We start from the raw sequence: 17493 nt of genomic DNA, 5'->3' as shown, positions 1-17493 counted from the left end.
CGGTCAGTCGGCAGCGGCGACGTTGCGCACGCGGCCGCACACCGGCACCATCAGATTGCCTTGCGCGACGTAGGCCTCCAGCCCGTCGATATCGAACCCCGCATTGGCCACCACCGGCACCTGCGCGAAGAGCGCAAAACCGTCACCACCACCGACCAGGAAGCTGTTGGTCGCCACGCGGTAGCGGCGGTCGGGGTCCAGCGGCTCGCCGTCCAGGGTGAGGGCGGTGATGCGCTGGCCAGCCTCGCGCGACGTATCGGCGGTGTAGGCGACCCCTGCCGAGGGGATCAGCACCGAATCGCACACCTCCACCGTGCCGCCTTCTTCGCAGAACTGCTGTTCCAGCACCGCGCGGATCTGCGCACCGGTCATGTCGAGCACGATCACCCCGTTGCCGAACGGTGCCATCGCGGCGAGCTCGCCAAAGGTCAGGACCCCGTCCGCCGCGCCGTCGAACCCGGTACGCACGCCGCCCGAGTTGACGAAGGCCATATCGACCGTGCCCTGCCCCGTTGCCGCCAGCGCCGCGCGCCCTTGCATCAGGTAGGCGTCGGCGACGAAATCCTGCGCCGGGCGATCGCCGCAATCCTCCCCACGTTCGCCGGTGTCGGTGATCGTGCCGACCTGCCGGTTGGCGACCGGACCCGCCGCCTCGACATAGCGGCGCACGATCGCCTCTGCCGCCGGGTGGGAGCCGTCGCGGCCATCAACCGGCACGTTGGTTGCCGATGCAAAGGTTACGCGGTCGCTTGCCGGATCGACGTTCATCGCGATCTCGGTCACGAAGGTGCCGTAACGGCCAGCGGAGGTAAGCAGCACGCTGGAGCCGTCGGCGCGGGTGTAGGTGCACACGTAGGCCTGGTGGGTGTGCCCGGATACGACGAGCGCGATCGAGGGATCCAGGCGTTCGATGATCGGCACCACTGCGCCGCCGATGTTCGGGCAGCCATCGAGGTTGTAGGACGGATCGACGCTCGCCCCTTCGTGCAGCAGCACCACCAGCGCGTCTGCCCCCTGCCCGCGCAATTCGCCGGCCAGGCGGTTGGCGGTGTCGGCTTCGTCCAGGAATGTGTAGCCGGCGGTGGCCTGCGCGGCGACGTAGTTGGGCGTGCCCTCCAGCGTCATGCCGATGAAGCCGATCTTCGCGCCGGCGACCTCGCGCATGGCGGTGGCGGGAAACAGCGTGGCGCCCGCATCATCCACGACGTTCGCCGCGAGGTAGCGGAAATCCGCGCCGGCAAACGGTTCGAGCGCGCAGGGCTGGCGGCGGGTGTTTGCCTCGCATCCGCCGTCCTGCATCCGGCGCAGTTCGGCGATACCGCGGTCGAATTCGTGGTTGCCGACGGCGGCGATGTCCAGCCCCATCGCGGAGAGCGCGCGGATGCTGGGCTCGTCCAGGAACAGCGAGCTGGATAGCGGGCTGGCGCCGATCAGGTCGCCCGCCGCAACGATCAGGGTGTCGGGCGTATCCAGCCGTTGCAAGGTCGCCGCCAGCTGCGCCGCCCCGCCCAGCCGCGCGCTGCGCTCCTGGCCGTTCTCGGTGAAGCGGTATTCGCCCGAGGGCATTTCCAAGTTGCCGTGGAAATCATTGATCGCGACGATCCGCACGGCCACCGGCGCGGGGTCGGTGGCGACGCTGGCGCAGGCGGTAAGGCCGGTGGCTGCAAGCAGGAGCGGGATGAGCTTGGCGGGCATGGGCAAATGGCTTTCCCTCGGGATGCAAAACGAAAGGGGCGGCCCCACCATCCGGTGACGCCGCCCCTTCCCTAACGTATTTGGCCGCGATCAGAAATCGTAGCTGATGCCGACCTTCAGACGCCACACCGACGAGGTCACGTTGATCGTGTTGTCATCCTCGAACTGCTCAGCACCGTTGAAGCCGGTGATGATGTAGCGGCCCTGGCTATCGACGCCGCTGACGCTGGCGATGTCCTGCAGACCGGAGAAGTTCCGGCGACGCTGCACGTTCCAGTCTTCGCTCAGGAAGTTCAGGAAGTTGTCCATCGTGGCGTAGAGGCGCAGACGGTCGTCCCGACCGAACAGGCGACCCGGGCCGGGGATTTCCTGCGAGATCGACAGGTCCATGTCGTAATACCAGTCGTTCGAGCAGGTGTTACGCTCGACAGAGCGGCCAAGGTAGTCCTTGGCGCAGTTGAGACCGGCGGCGAAGCTCGCGAGATCCGCAACCGCACCGGCGTTGGACAACGGCGACACGTTCGGATCGTTCGGCCCCGAAGGGATGTACGCCAGCGCGTTGTCGTTACCCGACACGCTGTCGTTGAACACGCCACCGCCCGAGAACGTCAGGCTGTACGGACGGCCCGAGCGTGCCACGAAGCTCATCGAGAACCGGCTCGCCAGATCGTCGAAGAACTCCTCGCGGAAGGCGATGTAGGCGCTGATGTTGTGCTTCGAGCTGAAGAAGCTGCGCGAGGCATCGGGGTTCTGGCGGTCGAACGCCGCGGACAGGTCGTAATTCGACCCGGCCGTGGAGTTGTACATATTCCGCCGGTCCTGCGTGTCGGTGTAGGCGTAGCCGATGTTGAAATCGATGCCGCCGTCCGAGGTGAAGATACCGCCGTCGAACGAATTCGCCAGGATGATCGAGGCCACGTGCCCATCATAGCTGCCAGCATTGGTGAGCTGCAGTTCGTCATCGCGGCTGGTGTTGAAGCAGGCTGCGTTGACGTTCTGATACACCGGAGCGGGGTTCAGATCGACGAGGCTGGCGGTACAGCCGGCCACCGTCGAGTCGATCGAGCGATAGATCGGGCGCCCGTCGATGGTGAAGCCGTTCACGCCCAGGCGGGGGTCAACAGTCTGCGCCAGATCGACGATCGTGAACGGGTTGCGATACTTGCTGTAGATGTAGTCCAGCGTCAGGTTCCAGCCGCTGAAGAAGCCCGACGGAGCAAAGTCGAGCCCGGTCTGCAGGCCGACGTTGGCACGCAATACCGAAGGCTGCTCGATGTTCGGGCTGATCGACTGGGTGTCACCACGGCCGGCAGCCGCCTGAGCGGAAGCGGACTGCTGGAAGCAGGCCGGAACGCCGGTGAAGGTGCCGTTGGTGACCACGTCGATCCGTGCGGTGCCGCAGGCGGCATCCTGGGTGGTGCCCTGGGCGAACCCGCGACCATCGTTCTGGAAGGCGTTGCCGAACCACACCAGCGGATCGCCACCGGAGAACACGCCCACGCCGCCGCGCACGCTCATCCGCGAGAACACGGAGAAGTCTTCGACGTCGTAGGTCAGCGCCAGGCGCGGCATCACCAGCGGGTCCAGCGTGCTGAAGCTGGCGGTGTTGCCGAAGCCGTAGCGCGCGGCGAACAGCGGGTTGCGCGACGGACGGCCACCGTCATACCAGTCGACGCGCAGGCCGAGCACGGCACTCAGGTTGTCGGTCACCTGCCATTCGTCCTGCCCGAAGATCGAATAGATCGTGCGGGTGAACTCGGCAGCGGCATCGGTTACGTCGCCGGTGGCGGAGAAGTTGCCGAAGGCACCTTCGGTCTGACCGCTGATGACGTTGTTGGGACGGGTATCGGTCTGGTTGTTGCCAAGACCCGGCGACAGCAGGCCTTCGCGCAGGTCGGCGATGTTGCGGAAGACCAGCGTGCCGGTGGCGTTCTGCACGAACAGGTTGAACAGGTCAGCGTGGTTGACCTCGGCGCCGGCCTTGAAGGTGTGATCACCAACATTGACGGTAGTCAGGAAGCGGTACTGGTCGATCTCGGAGCGCAGGTCGTTGGCCGAACGCGAGTTGCCGGGGCCGGCCAGCACGGTGCCGTCGATGCCGGTGGCGTTGTCGATACCCACGATGATGCGCGGGATCGGGTTGTCCGATTGCGCTTCACCGCCACCGATCGGGTTCTGCACGTCCTGCACTTCCGAGCGGGAATAGCGGAATTCGGTCGAGAGGTTGTCGTTCCACTGCGAGTAGAGGCGGGCGGAGTAGTAATCCGATTCCGTGCCGCTGAGCAGGAAGGTGTTGCGGCCCACGGCCTGCGGCGAGGTGCCGGTGAACAGGTCGTCAGGGCGGGTCGAGGCTTCCTCGAGGCGCTGGTAGGTCGCCTCCAGACGGTGATCGTCGGTGATCTGGAAGTCCAGGCGACCGAAGTAGCGATCGTTCTCGAACGGGCGGCTGGTGACGAGATCGCCGGTTTCGATGCCGTAGACGCTGCTGAGCACGTCCGAAATCTCATTGAACTGGTCAACGGTGATGCCGACCTGCTCGTTGGCGAAACCGGCGCCGACCGGGCCGTCATCCTGCGACTGGCCGGCATCCTGGTGCTCGTAGGCACCGAAGAAGAACAGGCGGTCGCGCCAGATCGGCCCGCCGAGATACACGCCATAGCGGTTTTCGGCCTGGATCGGGGCGACCGGCTGGCCGGCGACGCTGTCACCGCGCAGCGAGTTGTCCGAATACTCGAAGAAACCGCCGAAACGGAAATCATTGGTGCCCGACTTGGTCACCACGTTGATCGCGCAGCCGGTGAAGTTGCCATATTCCACATCGAACGGGGCGAACTGCACCTGCGTTTCGCGCAGCGCGTCGTAGGGAACCGGGGTGGACGAACGCGACGAGAAGCCGGTGTCGTTCAGGCCGTACACGTCGCCCTGGCTGATGCCGTCAACGGTAAAGGCGTTGCCGCGGTCGTTGCCGCCAAGGCAGCTGATGCGGTCCTGCCCGGAACCGCCATCGTCACGGTCGAGGCTGACGCGCGGGTCAAGGCGGATGATGTCGCGCACGTCGCGGTTGAAGGTGGGGGCGTTCTCCAGCGTCTCGGCACCGAAGCTGATGCCCGGGCCAACGGCCAGCTGGGTGAGCTGCACGCGCGCCGCGCTGACGACGATTACGCCGCCGCCGCTGGACAGGCTGAAGGTCAGGCTGGTGTTGCCCTGCAGCGTGGTGGTGACGTTCTCGATCGTCTGGCCTTCGAGGCCATCGGCCTCTGCCGTGACGGTGTAGGGGCCGCCGGTGGTGAGGCCGGTCGCCGCGAAATTGCCACTCGCGCCGGTGGTAAAGGTGCGCGAGGCACCGGTGCGGGTGTCGGTGACGATGACGGTGGCGTTGCTGACCGGGTTGCCCACCTCGTCGGTAACGGTGCCTTCGATACCGGTGGTGATCTGCTGGGCGACTGCGACAGCAGGCAGCATGCTGGCGGTGGCAACGGTGCCAAGGCTGGCGGCGAGGAGGTAACGCAATTTCATGTCAGGACGATCCCTTGTCTTGAGACGAATTATGAAGAGGCAGCGGACGCGCGACGGCGTTGCCGCCCCCTAAGACCCGGAGCATGACGATTCCAAGACTCGCACCGCGTGCGAGGGGAATTTTCAGAGGAAACCAGGCGCCCGCGTGCGATTCAGGAACACGCTGTTGCTGCAACGCAACACAAACAGCTGCGTCCGAGTTGTGACCGCCGCGAACTCAGCGAATCAGGCCAGCCCGATCTCGCGCAGGCGCTGCTGGAGAAAGTCGTGAGCGGTGATCGGCGGGGCGACCTCTGCGTCGTCTTCCACGCAGCTTTCCAGCGCCTGGATCGTGAAATCCGGGCGGAAGTGGAGGAAGAACGGCATGGAATAGCGCGCGCGCCGCGCCGCCTCCCCGCCGGGATTTACGACGCGGTGGGTCGTGGAGCGCAGCCGCCCGTTGGTCAGGCGTTCCAGCATGTCGCCCACGTTCACGGCCAGCGCACCGGGCGGCGGGCTGACGGCCACCCATTCACCCTTCTTGCTGAGCAGTTCCAGCCCCGCTTCCTCGGCGCCGAGCAGCAGCGTGATGGTATTGATGTCGCCATGCGCCGCGGCGCGGATCGCCTTGTCTGGCACATCATCGCCCAGCGGCGGATAATGCAGCAGCCGCATTACCGAATTGCCGTCCTCCACGGTGGCGACGAAGTAGTTCTCGGGCAGGCCAAGATGCAATGCGATGGCAGCAAGGATGCGCTCCCCCGCCTGCTCGAAGGCAGCGTAGAGTTCGTCGAACGTCTCGCGAAAGCCCTCGACCTCGCTGGGCCATACATTGGGCGCCATCACTGCGCTCAGGGCATGGCCTTCGGGCAGGCTGCGTCCGACGTGCCAGAATTCCTTGAGGTCGTGTACCTCGGCATCCTTGGCGATTTCCTTGCCGAACGGCGTGTAACCGCGTGCACCGCCGCCGCCGGGAATGTGGTAGGCCTGCTTGGCCTCTGCCGGCAGTGCGAAGAACGCCCTGGCCTTGGCTTCGGCACGTTCGATCAGATCCTGCGGGATGCCGTGATCGCGCACGATGGCGAAACCGAATTCGGCAAAGCTGCGACCGAGGTCGTCGGAAAATTCCGCCAGCGGACGGGCGAGCGAAATGGAGGCGATTTCGGACATCGGCAAACCTTAATACGGCAGGAGCAACCCGGCCAGCGCCGCGCTCATGAGGTTGGAGAGGGAGCCCGCGGCAAGCGCCTTCAGGCCCAGGCGTGCGATCACCGGGCGCTGATTGGGCGCAAGTCCGCCGGTGACCGCCATCTGGATGGCGATGGAGCTGAAATTGGCGAAACCGCACAGCGCAAAGGTGATGATCGCCCGCGCCCGCTCGCCCAGCACCGCACCATCGATCGCGCCAAGGTCGATGAAGGCCACGAATTCGTTGAGCACGATCTTCGTGCCGAACAGGCCACCGGCCACCTGCGCCTCGTCCCAGGGGATGCCCAGCAGGAACATGATCGGCGCGAAGAGGAAGCCGAGCAGCGACTGGAAAGTCAGGTCGGGCTGGCCGAACCAGCCGCCGATCCCGCCCAAGATGCCGTTGGCGAGCGCGATCAGCGCAACGAAGGTCAGCACCATCGCGCCCACGGCGACAGCCAGCTTCAGCCCGGTCTGCGCGCCTTGCGCTGCGGCCTCGATGATGTTGGCGGCGCGGCCGTTCTCGTCGAAATGTTCGGCCACCATCACTTCGTGCGGTTTTTCGCCGCCCTCGACGATGGCAGCGGGCCCTTCGGCGCTGATGCGTCCGCGCGGCAGGACGATCTCGCCCTCGGCAGCCAGCGAGGGTTCGTCGGTGTCGGGCATCATGATCTTGGCCATCAGGATGCCGCCCGGCGCGGACATGAAGGCGGCGGCGAGCAGGATGGGCAGGTAGCTCGGCCCGAGCAGCCCCGCGTAGGCCGCCAGGATCGTGCCGGCGACGCCTGCCATGCCGACGGTCATCAGCGTGAACAGCCGGCTGGGAGAAAGCGCGGCAAGATAGGGACGCACCACCAGCGGGCTTTCCGACTGGCCGACGAAGATGTTGGCCGCCGCGCCCAGCGATTCGACCTTTGAAATTCCGGTGATCCAGCCGATGGCGCCGCCGACCCAGCGCACTACCTTTTGCATGATGCCCAGGTGGTAGAGGATCGACACGAGCGAGGCGAAGAACACGATCACCGGCAGTGCGCCCAGCGCAAAGGTTCCGGACAGCGGGTTGTTCTCGCTCGCCCCGAACAGGAATTCGGTGCCCGCGGTGGCGTAGCTGAGCAATTGCTCCACCCCGTTTGCCATGCCCTGGATCGCCGCCGCACCCCACGTCGTGCGCAGGACGAGCACCGCGATGCCCGCCTGAAGCAGGAACGCCGCCCCCACCACGCGCAGGTTGATCGCCCGTTTCGCGCTGGACAGCAGAAAGGCGATCATCAGGATCACGGCGATCCCGGCGAGTGATATGAGATATGGCGGCAAGGAACGATTCCCCCGGAACTGGATAGGCCAGTGCCTTTTGCGCAAACTGGTCGCAGGTTCAAACGAATCCCGTGCGTTTCCCCCCGTGCACTCTTGCCAACAGGGCGCGGGCGGACTTAGCGAGCGGGCATGACCGACTATCAATCGACGAACCGCCCTGCGTCCGGCCCTGCGTCCGGCCCTGCATCCGCCGCCGCGCCTGTCACGCCGTTTGCCGCACCGGGGATGCCGCGTTCGCTGTTCGTGCTGACCATGCTGTATGGCGGGATGACGGTGATCGCCGGCGTCCTTGCCTACAAGCAGTTCGCCATCGGGCCCATCGTGGTGGAAAGCGGCATCCTGGCCTTCCTGCTGCTGGTCGTGATTTCCAGCACGCTGGCGCAATTGTTCGGCAAGGCGGTGGCGAACCGCGTGGTGCTGTGGGGCTTCATGCCGCTCGCCATTTCCATCGTGCTGCTGGGCATCGTGCTGGCCCTGCCCCCCTCGCCCGACATGCCGCCGGAAAATCTCGCCGCGTTTCGTCAGGTCCACGGGCAGACGCCGAGGATAATGGCGGCGGGCCCGGTGGCCTATGGCGTATCGCTGCTGCTGAACGTGTGGATCTTCGACAAGCTGCGCGGCCGCGGGCCGGACGGCGGCGGCGGCGGCCTGTGGCTGATGGCGCGCGGGGCCATCGCCTCGGCTATCAGCCAGGCGGTCGACACGCTGATCTTCATCACGCTGGCATTCTACGGCGAATTTCCAATCGGCCCGCTGCTGGTCGGCCAGGCAATCGCCAAGATCGTGCTCTCGCTGGTGCTGGTGCCGTTCCTGATTGCTGGCGCCCTGGCACTGGCGCGGCGGCTCGACCGATGAGCGGGGATGCGCTGGTAAAGGCCGCGCTCGCCGCGCGGGACCGGGCCCATGCCCCCTATTCACGCTTCCACGTCGGCTGCGCGGTGGAAAGCTTGAACGGCGAAGTGGCGGTCGGCGCAAACATGGAGAACGCCTGCTACCGCCTCGGCATATGCGCCGAACAGAGCGCACTGGCGGCAGCCCAGCAGGCGTTCGGGCTTGAGAACGTGGCCCGGCTTGTCGTGGTGGGCGGCTTTGCCGACGCGGGCGAGGACATCGGCGAGGCCGTGATGCCGTGCGGCGGGTGCCGCCAGGCCATTGCAGAGGCGGCCCAGCTTTCGGGCCGCAACATCACGGTCACCTGCCACGATCACCGGGGCCGCAACGCCGTATCCACCGATATCGCCAGCCTGCTGCCCGCCGCCTTCAGCCTCTAGCTGCCGCGAAAATTCCCTTTCCTACGCGAAGCGCGGCGGCCCATTGGCCGGCGCTATGCAAACCGGAACGGGAGTTATCTGTGCATGGCCATTCTTGAATCGCTCATCGGCCCCATCGCCTCCATCATCGATAAGGTCATCCCCGACAAGGAAGCGCGCGAACGCGCCAAGCTGGAACTGCTGGCGCTGCAGGGCACGCAGGAGATGCAGCGCATCGAAACCCAGCTTTCGGCCATCATCGCCGAGGCGAACAGCCAGGATCCGTGGACCAGCCGCGCCCGGCCCAGTTTCCTTTACGTGATGTACGCGATCATGCTGTTCTGCATCCCGATGGGGATCATCTCGGCATTCTCTGCCGAGGCCGCGAGCCAGATCGGCGGCGGCATCACCGCCTACCTTCGCGGCCTGCCCGACGAACTCTACGCCCTCTTCGGCACCGGCTACCTCGGCTACACCGCGGCGCGCCAGTGGGGCAAGGTCAAGGGCGTGGAACAGTAAGCGCAGCCAGCCTGGACCCGAGCGCGGCACGGTTGAACAGTCCGTCCGCGTCGCGCTCGATCCAGCCGTTGAGTGCGGGCCAGCGGCTTCAACGCGGCACTCCACGAAAGTGCGGTAGGCATCGATATCCGCGTCGGTCATCGCCTGCCCATATCGACCGGTGCCCCTGCTTGGCAATGCGCGGCGGCGCGCCTATCGAGAGCGCATGACAGACACCGTCTTCGTCCTCAACGGCCCCAACCTCAATCTGCTCGGCATGCGTGAGCCGGAGATCTACGGATCCGATACGCTGGACGACATCGCCAGCCGGCTGGAAGATCGCGGTCGCGCGCTCGGGCTGACGATCGACCTGCGCCAGTCCAACCACGAAGGCCACCTGATCGACTGGCTGCACGAAGCGCAGGCCGACGGGGCCAGGGCGGTGATCCTCAACGCGGGCGCGCTGACCCATACCAGCATCGCGCTTCACGACGCCATCCGATCCATCCGCACGCCGGTAATAGAGGTTCACCTCTCCAACCCCGCCGGGCGCGAGGAATTCCGGCATCACAGCTATGTCGGCATGGCGGCGAAGGGTTCGATCGCGGGCTTGGGGACGCTGGGCTACGAACTGGCGCTGGAGGCCGCGGCAAAACTTTGAACAACCTGCGGGCGTCAGCCGCACTTGCCACGCCCGCCAGACGGTTCTAGCGCCACGCGTCATCAGAACGTCACAGGAATGGGGACTTCATGCCCGAAAAGAAGGCACCAGCCACCGCCCGCGGCGGCATGAGCGTCGATAGCGACCTCGTCCGCGAACTGGCAGAGATGCTGGCCGAAACCGGCCTTACCGAAATCGAAGTGGAAGACGGCGACCGCCGTATCCGCGTCTCGCGCGGGGGTCTGCCCGCTGCCGCACCCGCCCAGGCGCTCTACGCCGCGGCGCCGGCCGTGGCGCCCGCGCCCGCCGCGCCGGCTGCCCCCGCAGCCGCCGGCGCAGCCGAGAATGTCCCGGCCGCCGACAACGCCAACACGGTCAAGTCACCGATGGTCGGCACCTGCTATCTCGCGCCGGAACCCAGCGCGGGCAATTTCGTGGCCGTCGGCGACTCCGTGAAGAAGGGCGATACCCTGCTGATCGTCGAGGCGATGAAGGTGATGAACCCAATCGTCTCCCCGCGTGACGGCACGGTGCAGCAACTGCTGGTCGACAACGGCGATCCGGTGGAATTCGATCAGCCGCTCGCTGTCGTTTCCTGATGGGCATCTCGCGCATCCTGATCGCCAATCGCGGCGAGATCGCGCTGCGCATCCACCGCGCGGCGCACGAAATGGGCATAGAGACGGTCGCGGTGCATTCCACCGCCGATGCCGACGCCATGCATGTTCGCCTGGCCGATCACGCGGTATGCATTGGCCCGCCGGCGGCTGCCGACAGCTATCTCAACACCGCCGCGATCATCTCGGCCGCCGAGATCACCGGCGCCGACGCGATCCATCCCGGCTACGGCTTCCTTTCCGAAAACGCCCGCTTTGCCGAGATCGTGGAAGCGCACGACATCGCCTGGATCGGGCCCAAGCCCGAACATATCCGCACCATGGGCGACAAGGTGCAGGCCAAGATCACCGCCGGCGCACTGGGCCTGCCGCTGGTGCCGGGAAGCCCCGGCGCGGTCAGTGATTTTGACGAGATGCGCGCCATCGCGGCGGAGATCGGCTATCCGGTGCTGGCAAAGGCCGCGGCGGGCGGCGGCGGGCGCGGCATGAAGGTCGTGCCGAGCGAGGACCAGCTCGAAACCCTGGTCAAGCAGGCCATGAACGAAGCCAAGGCGGCGTTCGGCGACGACACCATGTATCTTGAAAAATACCTTGGCGACCCGCGGCATATCGAATTCCAGGTCTTTGGTGACGGCAAGGGCAACGCGATCCATCTGGGGGAGCGCGACTGCTCGCTGCAACGCCGCCACCAGAAGGTGTTCGAGGAAGCGCCCTCCCCCGTCATCACGTCCGAAGAGCGGGAGCGGATGGGCGGCATCGTGGCCAATGCCATGGCCGACATGGGCTATCGCGGCGCGGGCACGATCGAATTCCTGTGGGAAAACGGCAATTTCTACTTCATCGAGATGAACACCCGCCTGCAGGTGGAGCATCCCGTGACCGAAGCGATCACGGGCCTCGATCTGGTGCGCGAGCAGATCCGCATTGCCGACGGCAAGCCGCTGTCGTGCAAGCAGGAAGACATCACGTTCACCGGCCATGCGATCGAGTGCCGCATCAACGCCGAAGACCCGTTCACCTTTGCGCCCAGCCCCGGCAAGATCACCTACTATCACGCGGCGGGCGGGATGCACGTGCGGGTCGATAGCGGGCTCTATGCCGGCTACACGGTGCCGCCCTACTACGACAGCATGATCGCCAAGCTGATCGTCTACGGTCGCAGCCGCGAACGGTGCATGATGCGCCTGCGCCGCGCGCTGGAGGAAATGGTCGTCGAAGGGGTGAAGACGAACATTCCGCTGCACCGCGAACTGCTTCACCAGCCCGACGTGATAAGTGGCGACTACACGATCAAGTGGCTGGAGGAATGGCTCGCCAAGCGCGAGGCGTGAACGCCGACCGGCCCATGGTCATCGGCGTGGTGACCTGGAGCTATCCGCCGGAGAAGAGCGGGCTGGCCGTTGCCGCGCGCGAGATCGCGCAATCGCTGGCGGCGCTGGGCCATGACGTGCGCGTGCTGACGCTGGATCGCGGCGGGCGCGGCCGTGACGGTGCGGTTGAGATCGTTGGCGCAGCCGACGGCCTCTCGCCCCTGCTGCGCGGCTTGCGCAAACTTGCGGTGGTTGGCCACCTCGCCGCCCCGCTCGCCTTTGCCCGCGTGGCCCGCCGCGAACACGCGATACGGCCGTTCGACGTGATCGAGGGCACGAACTGGTATGCCCCGCTGGCCGCGCTCGCCCGCTCCGCCATCCCGGTCGTCACGCGTTGCAGCAGCCCGGTGGCCGAGACGGTCGAACAGCGCGCAACCCTGCGCAACCGCCTCGATGCGGCCATGGCCCGCTGGCTTGAGGCGGCTGGCGCCCGCGCCTCTGCGGGCATCATATCCAACAGCCGCGCGCATGGGCGCAAGATCGCCGCGCTCTATGGCGTGGCCGCGCCATCTTCGCCACTTCATGCCGTCGTGGGCCTCAGCCTGTCTCCCGCATTCCTGGGGAGCGCCAGCGTCGCGCGGTTCCCCGACCCATTAACCGGTCCGGTGCGCGTGCTTTTCGTTGGACGGCCGGAACGGCGCAAGGGCTTCGATGCGGTGATCGAAGCGATTGCCCTGCTGGCGGATGCGCCGGTCGACTTCACGCTCGTCGGGATTGCACCGGCGGATCTGGGATCTGTGCCGCTGGCGAACGTCACCTGCCATCACCGGCTGGACCAGGCCGACCTGCTGTCTGAATTTGAACGGGCGCACGTCGTCCTGTGCCCGTCGCGCTACGAAAGCTTCGGACTGGTCTATCAGGAAGCCATGGCGTTCGGGCGCGTGGTGCTGGCCTGCAAGGAGGACCCGTCCGCGCGCGAATTCGTAGGGGAGCCCGGCGGGGGAATTCTGGCTGCACGATGCGACGGGCCGGCCATCGCCGAGGTGCTGCGCGACTTGCTGGAGGATCGAAGGACATTGTCAGACTGGCGAGAGCGTGCCCTGGCCACGGCGGGCCGCTTCGATCGCGGCTCGCTCGGCACGGAGACCGAGACCTTTTACAGAAACTGCCTCCAGCGCGCCGGCATGGGCTGAAGCAACGCAGTTTCGTCCTCCGGCCGCGCGGCATCCGCCGCCATTGCCCCGTATTGCGCGGTTCGGGCCACCACGCGCGCCCGCGAAAGAGCATGATCGATAGGGCAGGCAAGCGCCAGGGCGGTTCGGGCAAAGGGAACCACCGGCCTCTCGTGGACCCTGCCTGCAAAGCGAATGTCGCGGTGCAAGAGGCGATACTGGATATCGGGGTAGAGGCTGGACAGCACGCCATCGACGCGGTTGCGCCGTGGCAGGCCGAGCGCGGCCAGGCCGAGCCGCTCCGCCTCGCTCACCAGCGCGACCAAGGTGCGCGCGCTTTCGCCCGTCAGGCTTTCGTCGGTATCCAGTTGCAGCACCCAGTCGGTGTGGATTTCTGCCATCAGCCTGTTGCGCTGTGCTGCAAAATCGCCGTCGAATGGCTTGGCCAGCACGCGCACCCTGTTCCTGGCGACAGGCGGCGGCTGCTCGGCATCCACCAGCACCACCCGCTCGGCGAACAGGCCGGCGACAGGTTCGGTCGCGTGAAGGAATTGCGCGAGCTCAGCAGTGCGTGCGATTGCTGCCAGTGTCACCGGCACGTGGCCGGCAGCATCACGGGCCAATGCAAAGGCGAGGTTGCGGCGTGCTGCCGCATTCAGGGCAAGACCCTCGGCCAGCGCCGCCCCCTTCGCGTGGGCAAGCAGGGCTGCGCGTGCGGCCTCTGGTTGCCCCGTCCACTCGGGAGCAAAGGCCACCTCGCAGTGGGTGCATTCCTTGAAAGCGTGAGGCCGGGCGTGAAACCTGGGGTTGAGGCAGAGCGGGCAGCGCTGGTCGCCTGCCGCCCCTTCGGCGGTCATTCCAGCGGCACGCCCGGTTCGTGCTTCGCCGTGCGGATCGTCAGACTGGTCTTGACGCTCGCCACATTGGGCGCGGGGGTGAGCTTGCTGGTGAGAAATTCCTGGAAACTTTGCAGGTCACGGCTGACGATCTTGAGAATGAAATCGATCTCGCCGTTCAGCATGTGACATTCGCGCACTTCGGGCAGGCCCTTGATGTGGTTCTCGAAGCCGCGCAGGTCTTCCTCCGCCTGACTGCGCAGGCTGACCATGGCGAAGACGGTGATGGCAAATCCCAGTTTCGAGGCGTCAAGATCGGCATGATACCCGCGGATCACGCCCTCTTCCTCCAGCGCGCGCACCCGGCGCAGGCACGGCGGGGCGGTCAGGCCGACCCGGCGGGCAAGGTCGACATTGGTGACCCGCCCCTCCGACTGCAGTTCGGACAGGAGTTTGCGATCGATCGAATCGAGCGTGGCCATGGTGCTTGCCCCCAGAAGAAATCCACAAACAGCATCGGCGCCGGGTGAAATTTTCGAGACGTAATGCTGCGCGTCGCGGAACGATTATTCCTTATGCACGCAACTGTCCCCTTTTGCAACGCAGCCGGCAGCACGCGCGCGGGCAGTCGCGTGTGGCTGTAAGGGCGTTTTCGAAACCTTAACCATCGCCCGCCCGCCGGCGCGCGCATCGGGAGCCGCCATGCTGTTCGACGACCGCCTCGCCACCGTGCTGCAGATGCGCAGCGGGAGCGACGCGGTGCTGCGCACGCAGTTCCGGCAACTGCTCGACCTGCTCGGCAGTCAAGGCGCCCGGGCGACGGGCGAATTGCGAGAGGCGGGTTTTGCGCGGCTGGGCGAGCTCATGAAGCAACTGCCGCAAGAGGACCAGTCGCGCATCCTGCGTCAGCCCGGCCTGCGCCTGCGCAACCGTGATCTCGTTGCCTTTCTGGCAAGCGGAGAGGCCAAGTTGGCCGCGGCGGCCATGGCGACGGCCCAGTTGGGGCAGGACGACTGGCTGACCCTTATTCCACGTCTGCCCGTCGCCGCCCGCGGGTTTTTGCGCCACCGCCGCGACCTGCCCGAACGCGTGAGACGCCAGCTTGCCGAACTGGGCGTTGTCGACATGGTCCTGCCCCATCTCGATTCAGAGAGGCGGCGACAAGATTCCGCGCTGCGCCCCGAAACGACCGACGCGGCGCCCACCCAGGCGCCGCCGCCGTCAGCAGGGATCAGCGCGCTGCTCCGCCGGATCGAGACCTTTCGCCAGACCAGGCAGGGCACTGCTCCTGCCCCTGGCCCTGCCCAGCGCCTGCCGCTTCCCACCGGGCCGAAGAACGATCGCGAGGCGGAGCCGCTGACGGCCATCGAGTTCGCCTCCGACGCGCGCGGTACGGTCGTCTGGGCCAGCGAGCGGAGTGCATCCATGCTGGTCGGCCTCGACCTTGCGGCGCCGCGCGCCGGCACTCTGCTAACGCGCAGCGCGCGTGCCAGTGCGCGGCTGGCGGCTCACTTGCCGCTGTCGGCGGAACGCATCGCCATCGACGCCGCTCCCGCCGTCAGCGGAGCGTGGGTCTGCGATGCGGCACCGCTGTTTGACGAGGCATCCGGCGCCTTTACCGGCTATCGCGGCCGCCTTTGTCGCAGCCCGGCCGGGACCGTCACCGCAGTCAACGACGATGGCGAGGGCGATGCGATGCGCCAGGTGCTGCATGAACTGCGCACGCCCGTCGGCGCGATCCAGGGCTTTGCCGAAATCATCCAGCAACAGCTGTTCGGCCCTGCCCCTCATGAATACCGCGCCCATGCCGCCGGCATCGCTGTCGACGCGGCAAAGCTGCTGGCAGGGTTCGACGAAATGGACCGGCTGGTGAAACTGGAGGCCGGCGCGGTCACCCTTGAACCTGGCACGAGTGATTTCCACGTGGCGATCGGCGATACCGTGAAGCGGTTGCAGAACGTCTTGCATTCGCGGGGCGCGGACTTCGTGCTGGAAGTGATGGAGGGGCCTTTCCTGGTGCCGCTCGCACCCGGAGATGCCCTGTCACTCGCCTGGCGCCTGCTCGCCACCACTGCAAGCGCGATGGCCCCGGGTGAGACAATCACAATACGCCTAGACCGGCAGGATGCGACAGTCCAGCTGCGGATCGATTGTCCTTCCGGACTGGTAGATAGCACTGCGGCGGATCGCGGACCCTCGCGCCGGGGCGCCGTAAGTGCCGGGATGTTCGGGCCGAAATTCGCCTTCCGGCTCGCCCGGGCAGAGGCGGCCGCGATTGGCGGCGCTCTCCAGTGCGACAAAGATCAAGTTACCCTTGTCGTTCCATCCTTGACCGGGCAGGAACAGAGCTTAAGCGCGGGAAACGACCGAGCGCGAAACTGACCGGAAACACACACGCCCGGTTCGGTTTCGATCCATCGCAAAGAGGAGACCGGGTTTGGCGTCGCGGAGCATTCTTGATCCGCCACCGCGCGAAAGCCTCGCCCGGTTCCGTGACCGGATCCCGCGCTATGTGCTGACCGTCGATACTGAGGAGGAGTTCGACTGGGACAAGCCGCTGACCCGTGACACCCACGGCATCGAGCACGTCGGCAGGCTTTCCAAGTTCCAGGAATTCTGCGAGCACGAAGGCGTGGTGCCGGTCTATCTCGTCGACTGGCCGATCGCCAACGCCCGGCTGGCGGCAGACATCCTGCGCGAACCCCTGGCAGACGGCCGCGCGGAGATCGGCGTCCAGCTGCACCCATGGGTGAATCCGCCGTTCGAGGAAGAGGTCAACCAAGCCAATTCCTTTGCCGGCAACCTGCCTCCCGCGCTGGAAGAGCGCAAGATCGAGGCGCTGCGCACGACGATCGAGGAAAGGTTCGGCATGGCCCCGCTGATCTACCGTGCCGGCCGGTACGGTGCCGGTCAGAACACCGCCGACATCCTGCGCAGACAGGGCATCGCGGTGGACAGTTCGGTGCGGCCCAAGTTCGATTACTCGAGCGCGGGCGGCCCCAACTATCGCCCGCACCCGGTCGCGCCCTACTGGCTGGATGACGAGCGCACCTTGCTCGAACTGCCGCTTACCACCGCCTTCTGGGGGATGCTGCGGCGGCAGGGGGACTGGCTTTATCCCGCGCTGTGGCGCGTGCCCGCGCTTCGCGGTCTGCTGGCACGAGTCGGCCTGCTCGAACGTGTGCCGCTGACGCCAGAGGGCGTCAGCGTGGAGGAGGCGATCCGCGGGATCGACATGGCGCTGGACGATGGCGCGCCCTTGCTAATGTTCTCGTTCCACAGCCCGTCCCTGCGCCCCGGTGACACGCCTTATGTGCGGACAGAGGACGATCTCGACACACTGTACGACTGGTGGCGACGAATCTTCACTTATCTGCAGCAGCGCGGCGTCAAACCGTCGAGTGTGACGGACGTCATGAACGCAGTGGAACGCTGAGGCAGCGGGGTCGTCCTACGC

The 17493-nt window shown here is 66.3% G+C and carries 15 protein-coding genes; 9 read left to right on the top strand and 6 right to left on the bottom strand.

Annotated features, from left to right (window positions below; genetic code table 11):
• Positions 1 to 3: 3 nt before the first annotated feature.
• From GRI62_RS04450 to GRI62_RS04435, 4 genes are all read right to left on the bottom strand, one after another.
• Positions 4 to 1695 (bottom strand): bifunctional metallophosphatase/5'-nucleotidase, encoded by a 1692-nt coding sequence (locus GRI62_RS04450; RefSeq protein WP_160731810.1) that lies wholly within the window; start codon positions 1693 to 1695, stop codon positions 4 to 6.
• A 90-nt stretch (positions 1696 to 1785) separates the two neighbouring features.
• Complete coding sequence (locus GRI62_RS04445) at positions 1786 to 5211, bottom strand: TonB-dependent receptor (protein WP_131452192.1); 3426 nt, start codon at positions 5209 to 5211, stop codon at positions 1786 to 1788.
• A 225-nt stretch (positions 5212 to 5436) separates the two neighbouring features.
• Positions 5437 to 6360, bottom strand: a complete 924-nt coding sequence (locus tag GRI62_RS04440) for an isopenicillin N synthase family dioxygenase (protein ID WP_131452191.1) — start codon at positions 6358 to 6360, stop codon at positions 5437 to 5439.
• A 9-nt stretch (positions 6361 to 6369) separates the two neighbouring features.
• Positions 6370 to 7692: a NupC/NupG family nucleoside CNT transporter gene (locus GRI62_RS04435; RefSeq protein ID WP_131452190.1), complete on the bottom strand. Its 1323-nt coding sequence runs from the start codon at positions 7690 to 7692 to the stop codon at positions 6370 to 6372.
• A gap of 225 nt (positions 7693 to 7917) precedes the next feature.
• Here GRI62_RS04435 and GRI62_RS04430 point away from each other — a divergent pair, with 225 nt between their 5' ends.
• The 7 genes from GRI62_RS04430 (at position 7918) to GRI62_RS04400 (ending at position 13221) form a co-directional block, all read left to right on the top strand.
• Positions 7918 to 8547, top strand: a complete 630-nt coding sequence (locus tag GRI62_RS04430) for a queuosine precursor transporter (protein ID WP_234027516.1) — start codon at positions 7918 to 7920, stop codon at positions 8545 to 8547.
• Positions 8544 to 8963: a cytidine deaminase gene (locus tag GRI62_RS04425; RefSeq protein ID WP_131452188.1), complete on the top strand. Its 420-nt coding sequence runs from the start codon at positions 8544 to 8546 to the stop codon at positions 8961 to 8963. The genes GRI62_RS04430 and GRI62_RS04425 overlap by 4 nt, the downstream gene beginning before the upstream one ends.
• A gap of 84 nt (positions 8964 to 9047) precedes the next feature.
• A complete protein-coding gene (locus GRI62_RS04420) occupies positions 9048 to 9461 on the top strand; it encodes a holin family protein (protein WP_131452187.1) in 414 nt (137 codons plus the stop codon).
• Between the two features lie 205 nt (positions 9462 to 9666).
• Complete coding sequence (gene aroQ, locus GRI62_RS04415; RefSeq protein ID WP_131452186.1) at positions 9667 to 10101, top strand: type II 3-dehydroquinate dehydratase; 435 nt, start codon at positions 9667 to 9669, stop codon at positions 10099 to 10101.
• An 89-nt stretch (positions 10102 to 10190) separates the two neighbouring features.
• Positions 10191 to 10700: an acetyl-CoA carboxylase biotin carboxyl carrier protein gene (gene accB / locus GRI62_RS04410; protein ID WP_234027367.1), complete on the top strand. Its 510-nt coding sequence runs from the start codon at positions 10191 to 10193 to the stop codon at positions 10698 to 10700.
• The gene (gene accC / locus GRI62_RS04405) at positions 10700 to 12049 is read left to right on the top strand and encodes an acetyl-CoA carboxylase biotin carboxylase subunit (protein WP_131452185.1); all 1350 of its coding nucleotides are present in this window, start codon (positions 10700 to 10702) and stop codon (positions 12047 to 12049) included. The genes accB and accC overlap by 1 nt, the downstream gene beginning before the upstream one ends.
• Complete coding sequence (locus GRI62_RS04400) at positions 12046 to 13221, top strand: glycosyltransferase family 4 protein (protein WP_234032761.1); 1176 nt, start codon at positions 12046 to 12048, stop codon at positions 13219 to 13221. Before accC ends, GRI62_RS04400 begins: the two co-directional genes overlap by 4 nt.
• Here GRI62_RS04400 and GRI62_RS04395 read toward each other — a convergent pair.
• Both GRI62_RS04395 and GRI62_RS04390 read right to left on the bottom strand, forming a co-directional pair.
• Positions 13185 to 14057, bottom strand: a complete 873-nt coding sequence (locus GRI62_RS04395) for a glycosyltransferase family protein (RefSeq protein WP_131452184.1) — start codon at positions 14055 to 14057, stop codon at positions 13185 to 13187. The two genes, GRI62_RS04400 and GRI62_RS04395, sit on opposite strands and share 37 nt — an antisense overlap.
• Complete coding sequence (locus tag GRI62_RS04390) at positions 14054 to 14518, bottom strand: Lrp/AsnC family transcriptional regulator (protein WP_131452183.1); 465 nt, start codon at positions 14516 to 14518, stop codon at positions 14054 to 14056. The genes GRI62_RS04395 and GRI62_RS04390 overlap by 4 nt, the downstream gene beginning before the upstream one ends.
• A 220-nt stretch (positions 14519 to 14738) precedes the next feature.
• On the opposite strand from GRI62_RS04390, the gene GRI62_RS04385 reads away from it, so the two are divergent.
• Together GRI62_RS04385 and GRI62_RS04380 are read left to right on the top strand one after the other, a co-directional pair.
• Positions 14739 to 16418: a HAMP domain-containing histidine kinase gene (locus tag GRI62_RS04385; RefSeq protein ID WP_131452182.1), complete on the top strand. Its 1680-nt coding sequence runs from the start codon at positions 14739 to 14741 to the stop codon at positions 16416 to 16418.
• Positions 16419 to 16473: 55 nt separating this feature from the next.
• Positions 16474 to 17472 carry a polysaccharide deacetylase family protein gene (locus GRI62_RS04380; protein WP_131452181.1) on the top strand — a complete coding sequence of 333 codons (999 nt, stop codon included), beginning with the start codon at positions 16474 to 16476 and terminating at the stop codon, positions 17470 to 17472.
• The last annotated feature ends 21 nt before the right edge of the window (positions 17473 to 17493 follow it).

Origin of the sequence: Aurantiacibacter arachoides, from assembly GCF_009827335.1 — a bacterium.
Taxonomy (GTDB): domain Bacteria; phylum Pseudomonadota; class Alphaproteobacteria; order Sphingomonadales; family Sphingomonadaceae; genus Alteraurantiacibacter; species Alteraurantiacibacter arachoides.
The sequence above is the reverse complement of the archived record's forward strand: the minus strand, read 5'-3'. Positions and strand labels throughout refer to the sequence as shown.

What these genes read in the sequence shown, in the direction of transcription:
- GRI62_RS04445 (WP_131452192.1), bottom strand. Translation starts at nt 5,211, where the DNA reads ATGAAATTGCGTTACCTCCTCGCCGCCAGCCTTGGCACCGTTGCCACC.
- GRI62_RS04420 (WP_131452187.1), top strand. Translation starts at nt 9,048, where the DNA reads ATGGCCATTCTTGAATCGCTCATCGGCCCCATCGCCTCCATCATCGAT.
- GRI62_RS04425 (WP_131452188.1), top strand. Translation starts at nt 8,544, where the DNA reads ATGAGCGGGGATGCGCTGGTAAAGGCCGCGCTCGCCGCGCGGGACCGG.
- GRI62_RS04440 (WP_131452191.1), bottom strand. Translation starts at nt 6,360, where the DNA reads ATGTCCGAAATCGCCTCCATTTCGCTCGCCCGTCCGCTGGCGGAATTT.
- GRI62_RS04390 (WP_131452183.1), bottom strand. Translation starts at nt 14,518, where the DNA reads ATGGCCACGCTCGATTCGATCGATCGCAAACTCCTGTCCGAACTGCAG.
- GRI62_RS04395 (WP_131452184.1), bottom strand. Translation starts at nt 14,057, where the DNA reads ATGACCGCCGAAGGGGCGGCAGGCGACCAGCGCTGCCCGCTCTGCCTC.
- GRI62_RS04385 (WP_131452182.1), top strand. Translation starts at nt 14,739, where the DNA reads ATGCTGTTCGACGACCGCCTCGCCACCGTGCTGCAGATGCGCAGCGGG.
- accB (WP_234027367.1), top strand. Translation starts at nt 10,191, where the DNA reads ATGCCCGAAAAGAAGGCACCAGCCACCGCCCGCGGCGGCATGAGCGTC.
- GRI62_RS04430 (WP_234027516.1), top strand. Translation starts at nt 7,918, where the DNA reads ATGCCGCGTTCGCTGTTCGTGCTGACCATGCTGTATGGCGGGATGACG.
- aroQ (WP_131452186.1), top strand. Translation starts at nt 9,667, where the DNA reads ATGACAGACACCGTCTTCGTCCTCAACGGCCCCAACCTCAATCTGCTC.
- accC (WP_131452185.1), top strand. Translation starts at nt 10,700, where the DNA reads ATGGGCATCTCGCGCATCCTGATCGCCAATCGCGGCGAGATCGCGCTG.
- GRI62_RS04450 (WP_160731810.1), bottom strand. Translation starts at nt 1,695, where the DNA reads ATGCCCGCCAAGCTCATCCCGCTCCTGCTTGCAGCCACCGGCCTTACC.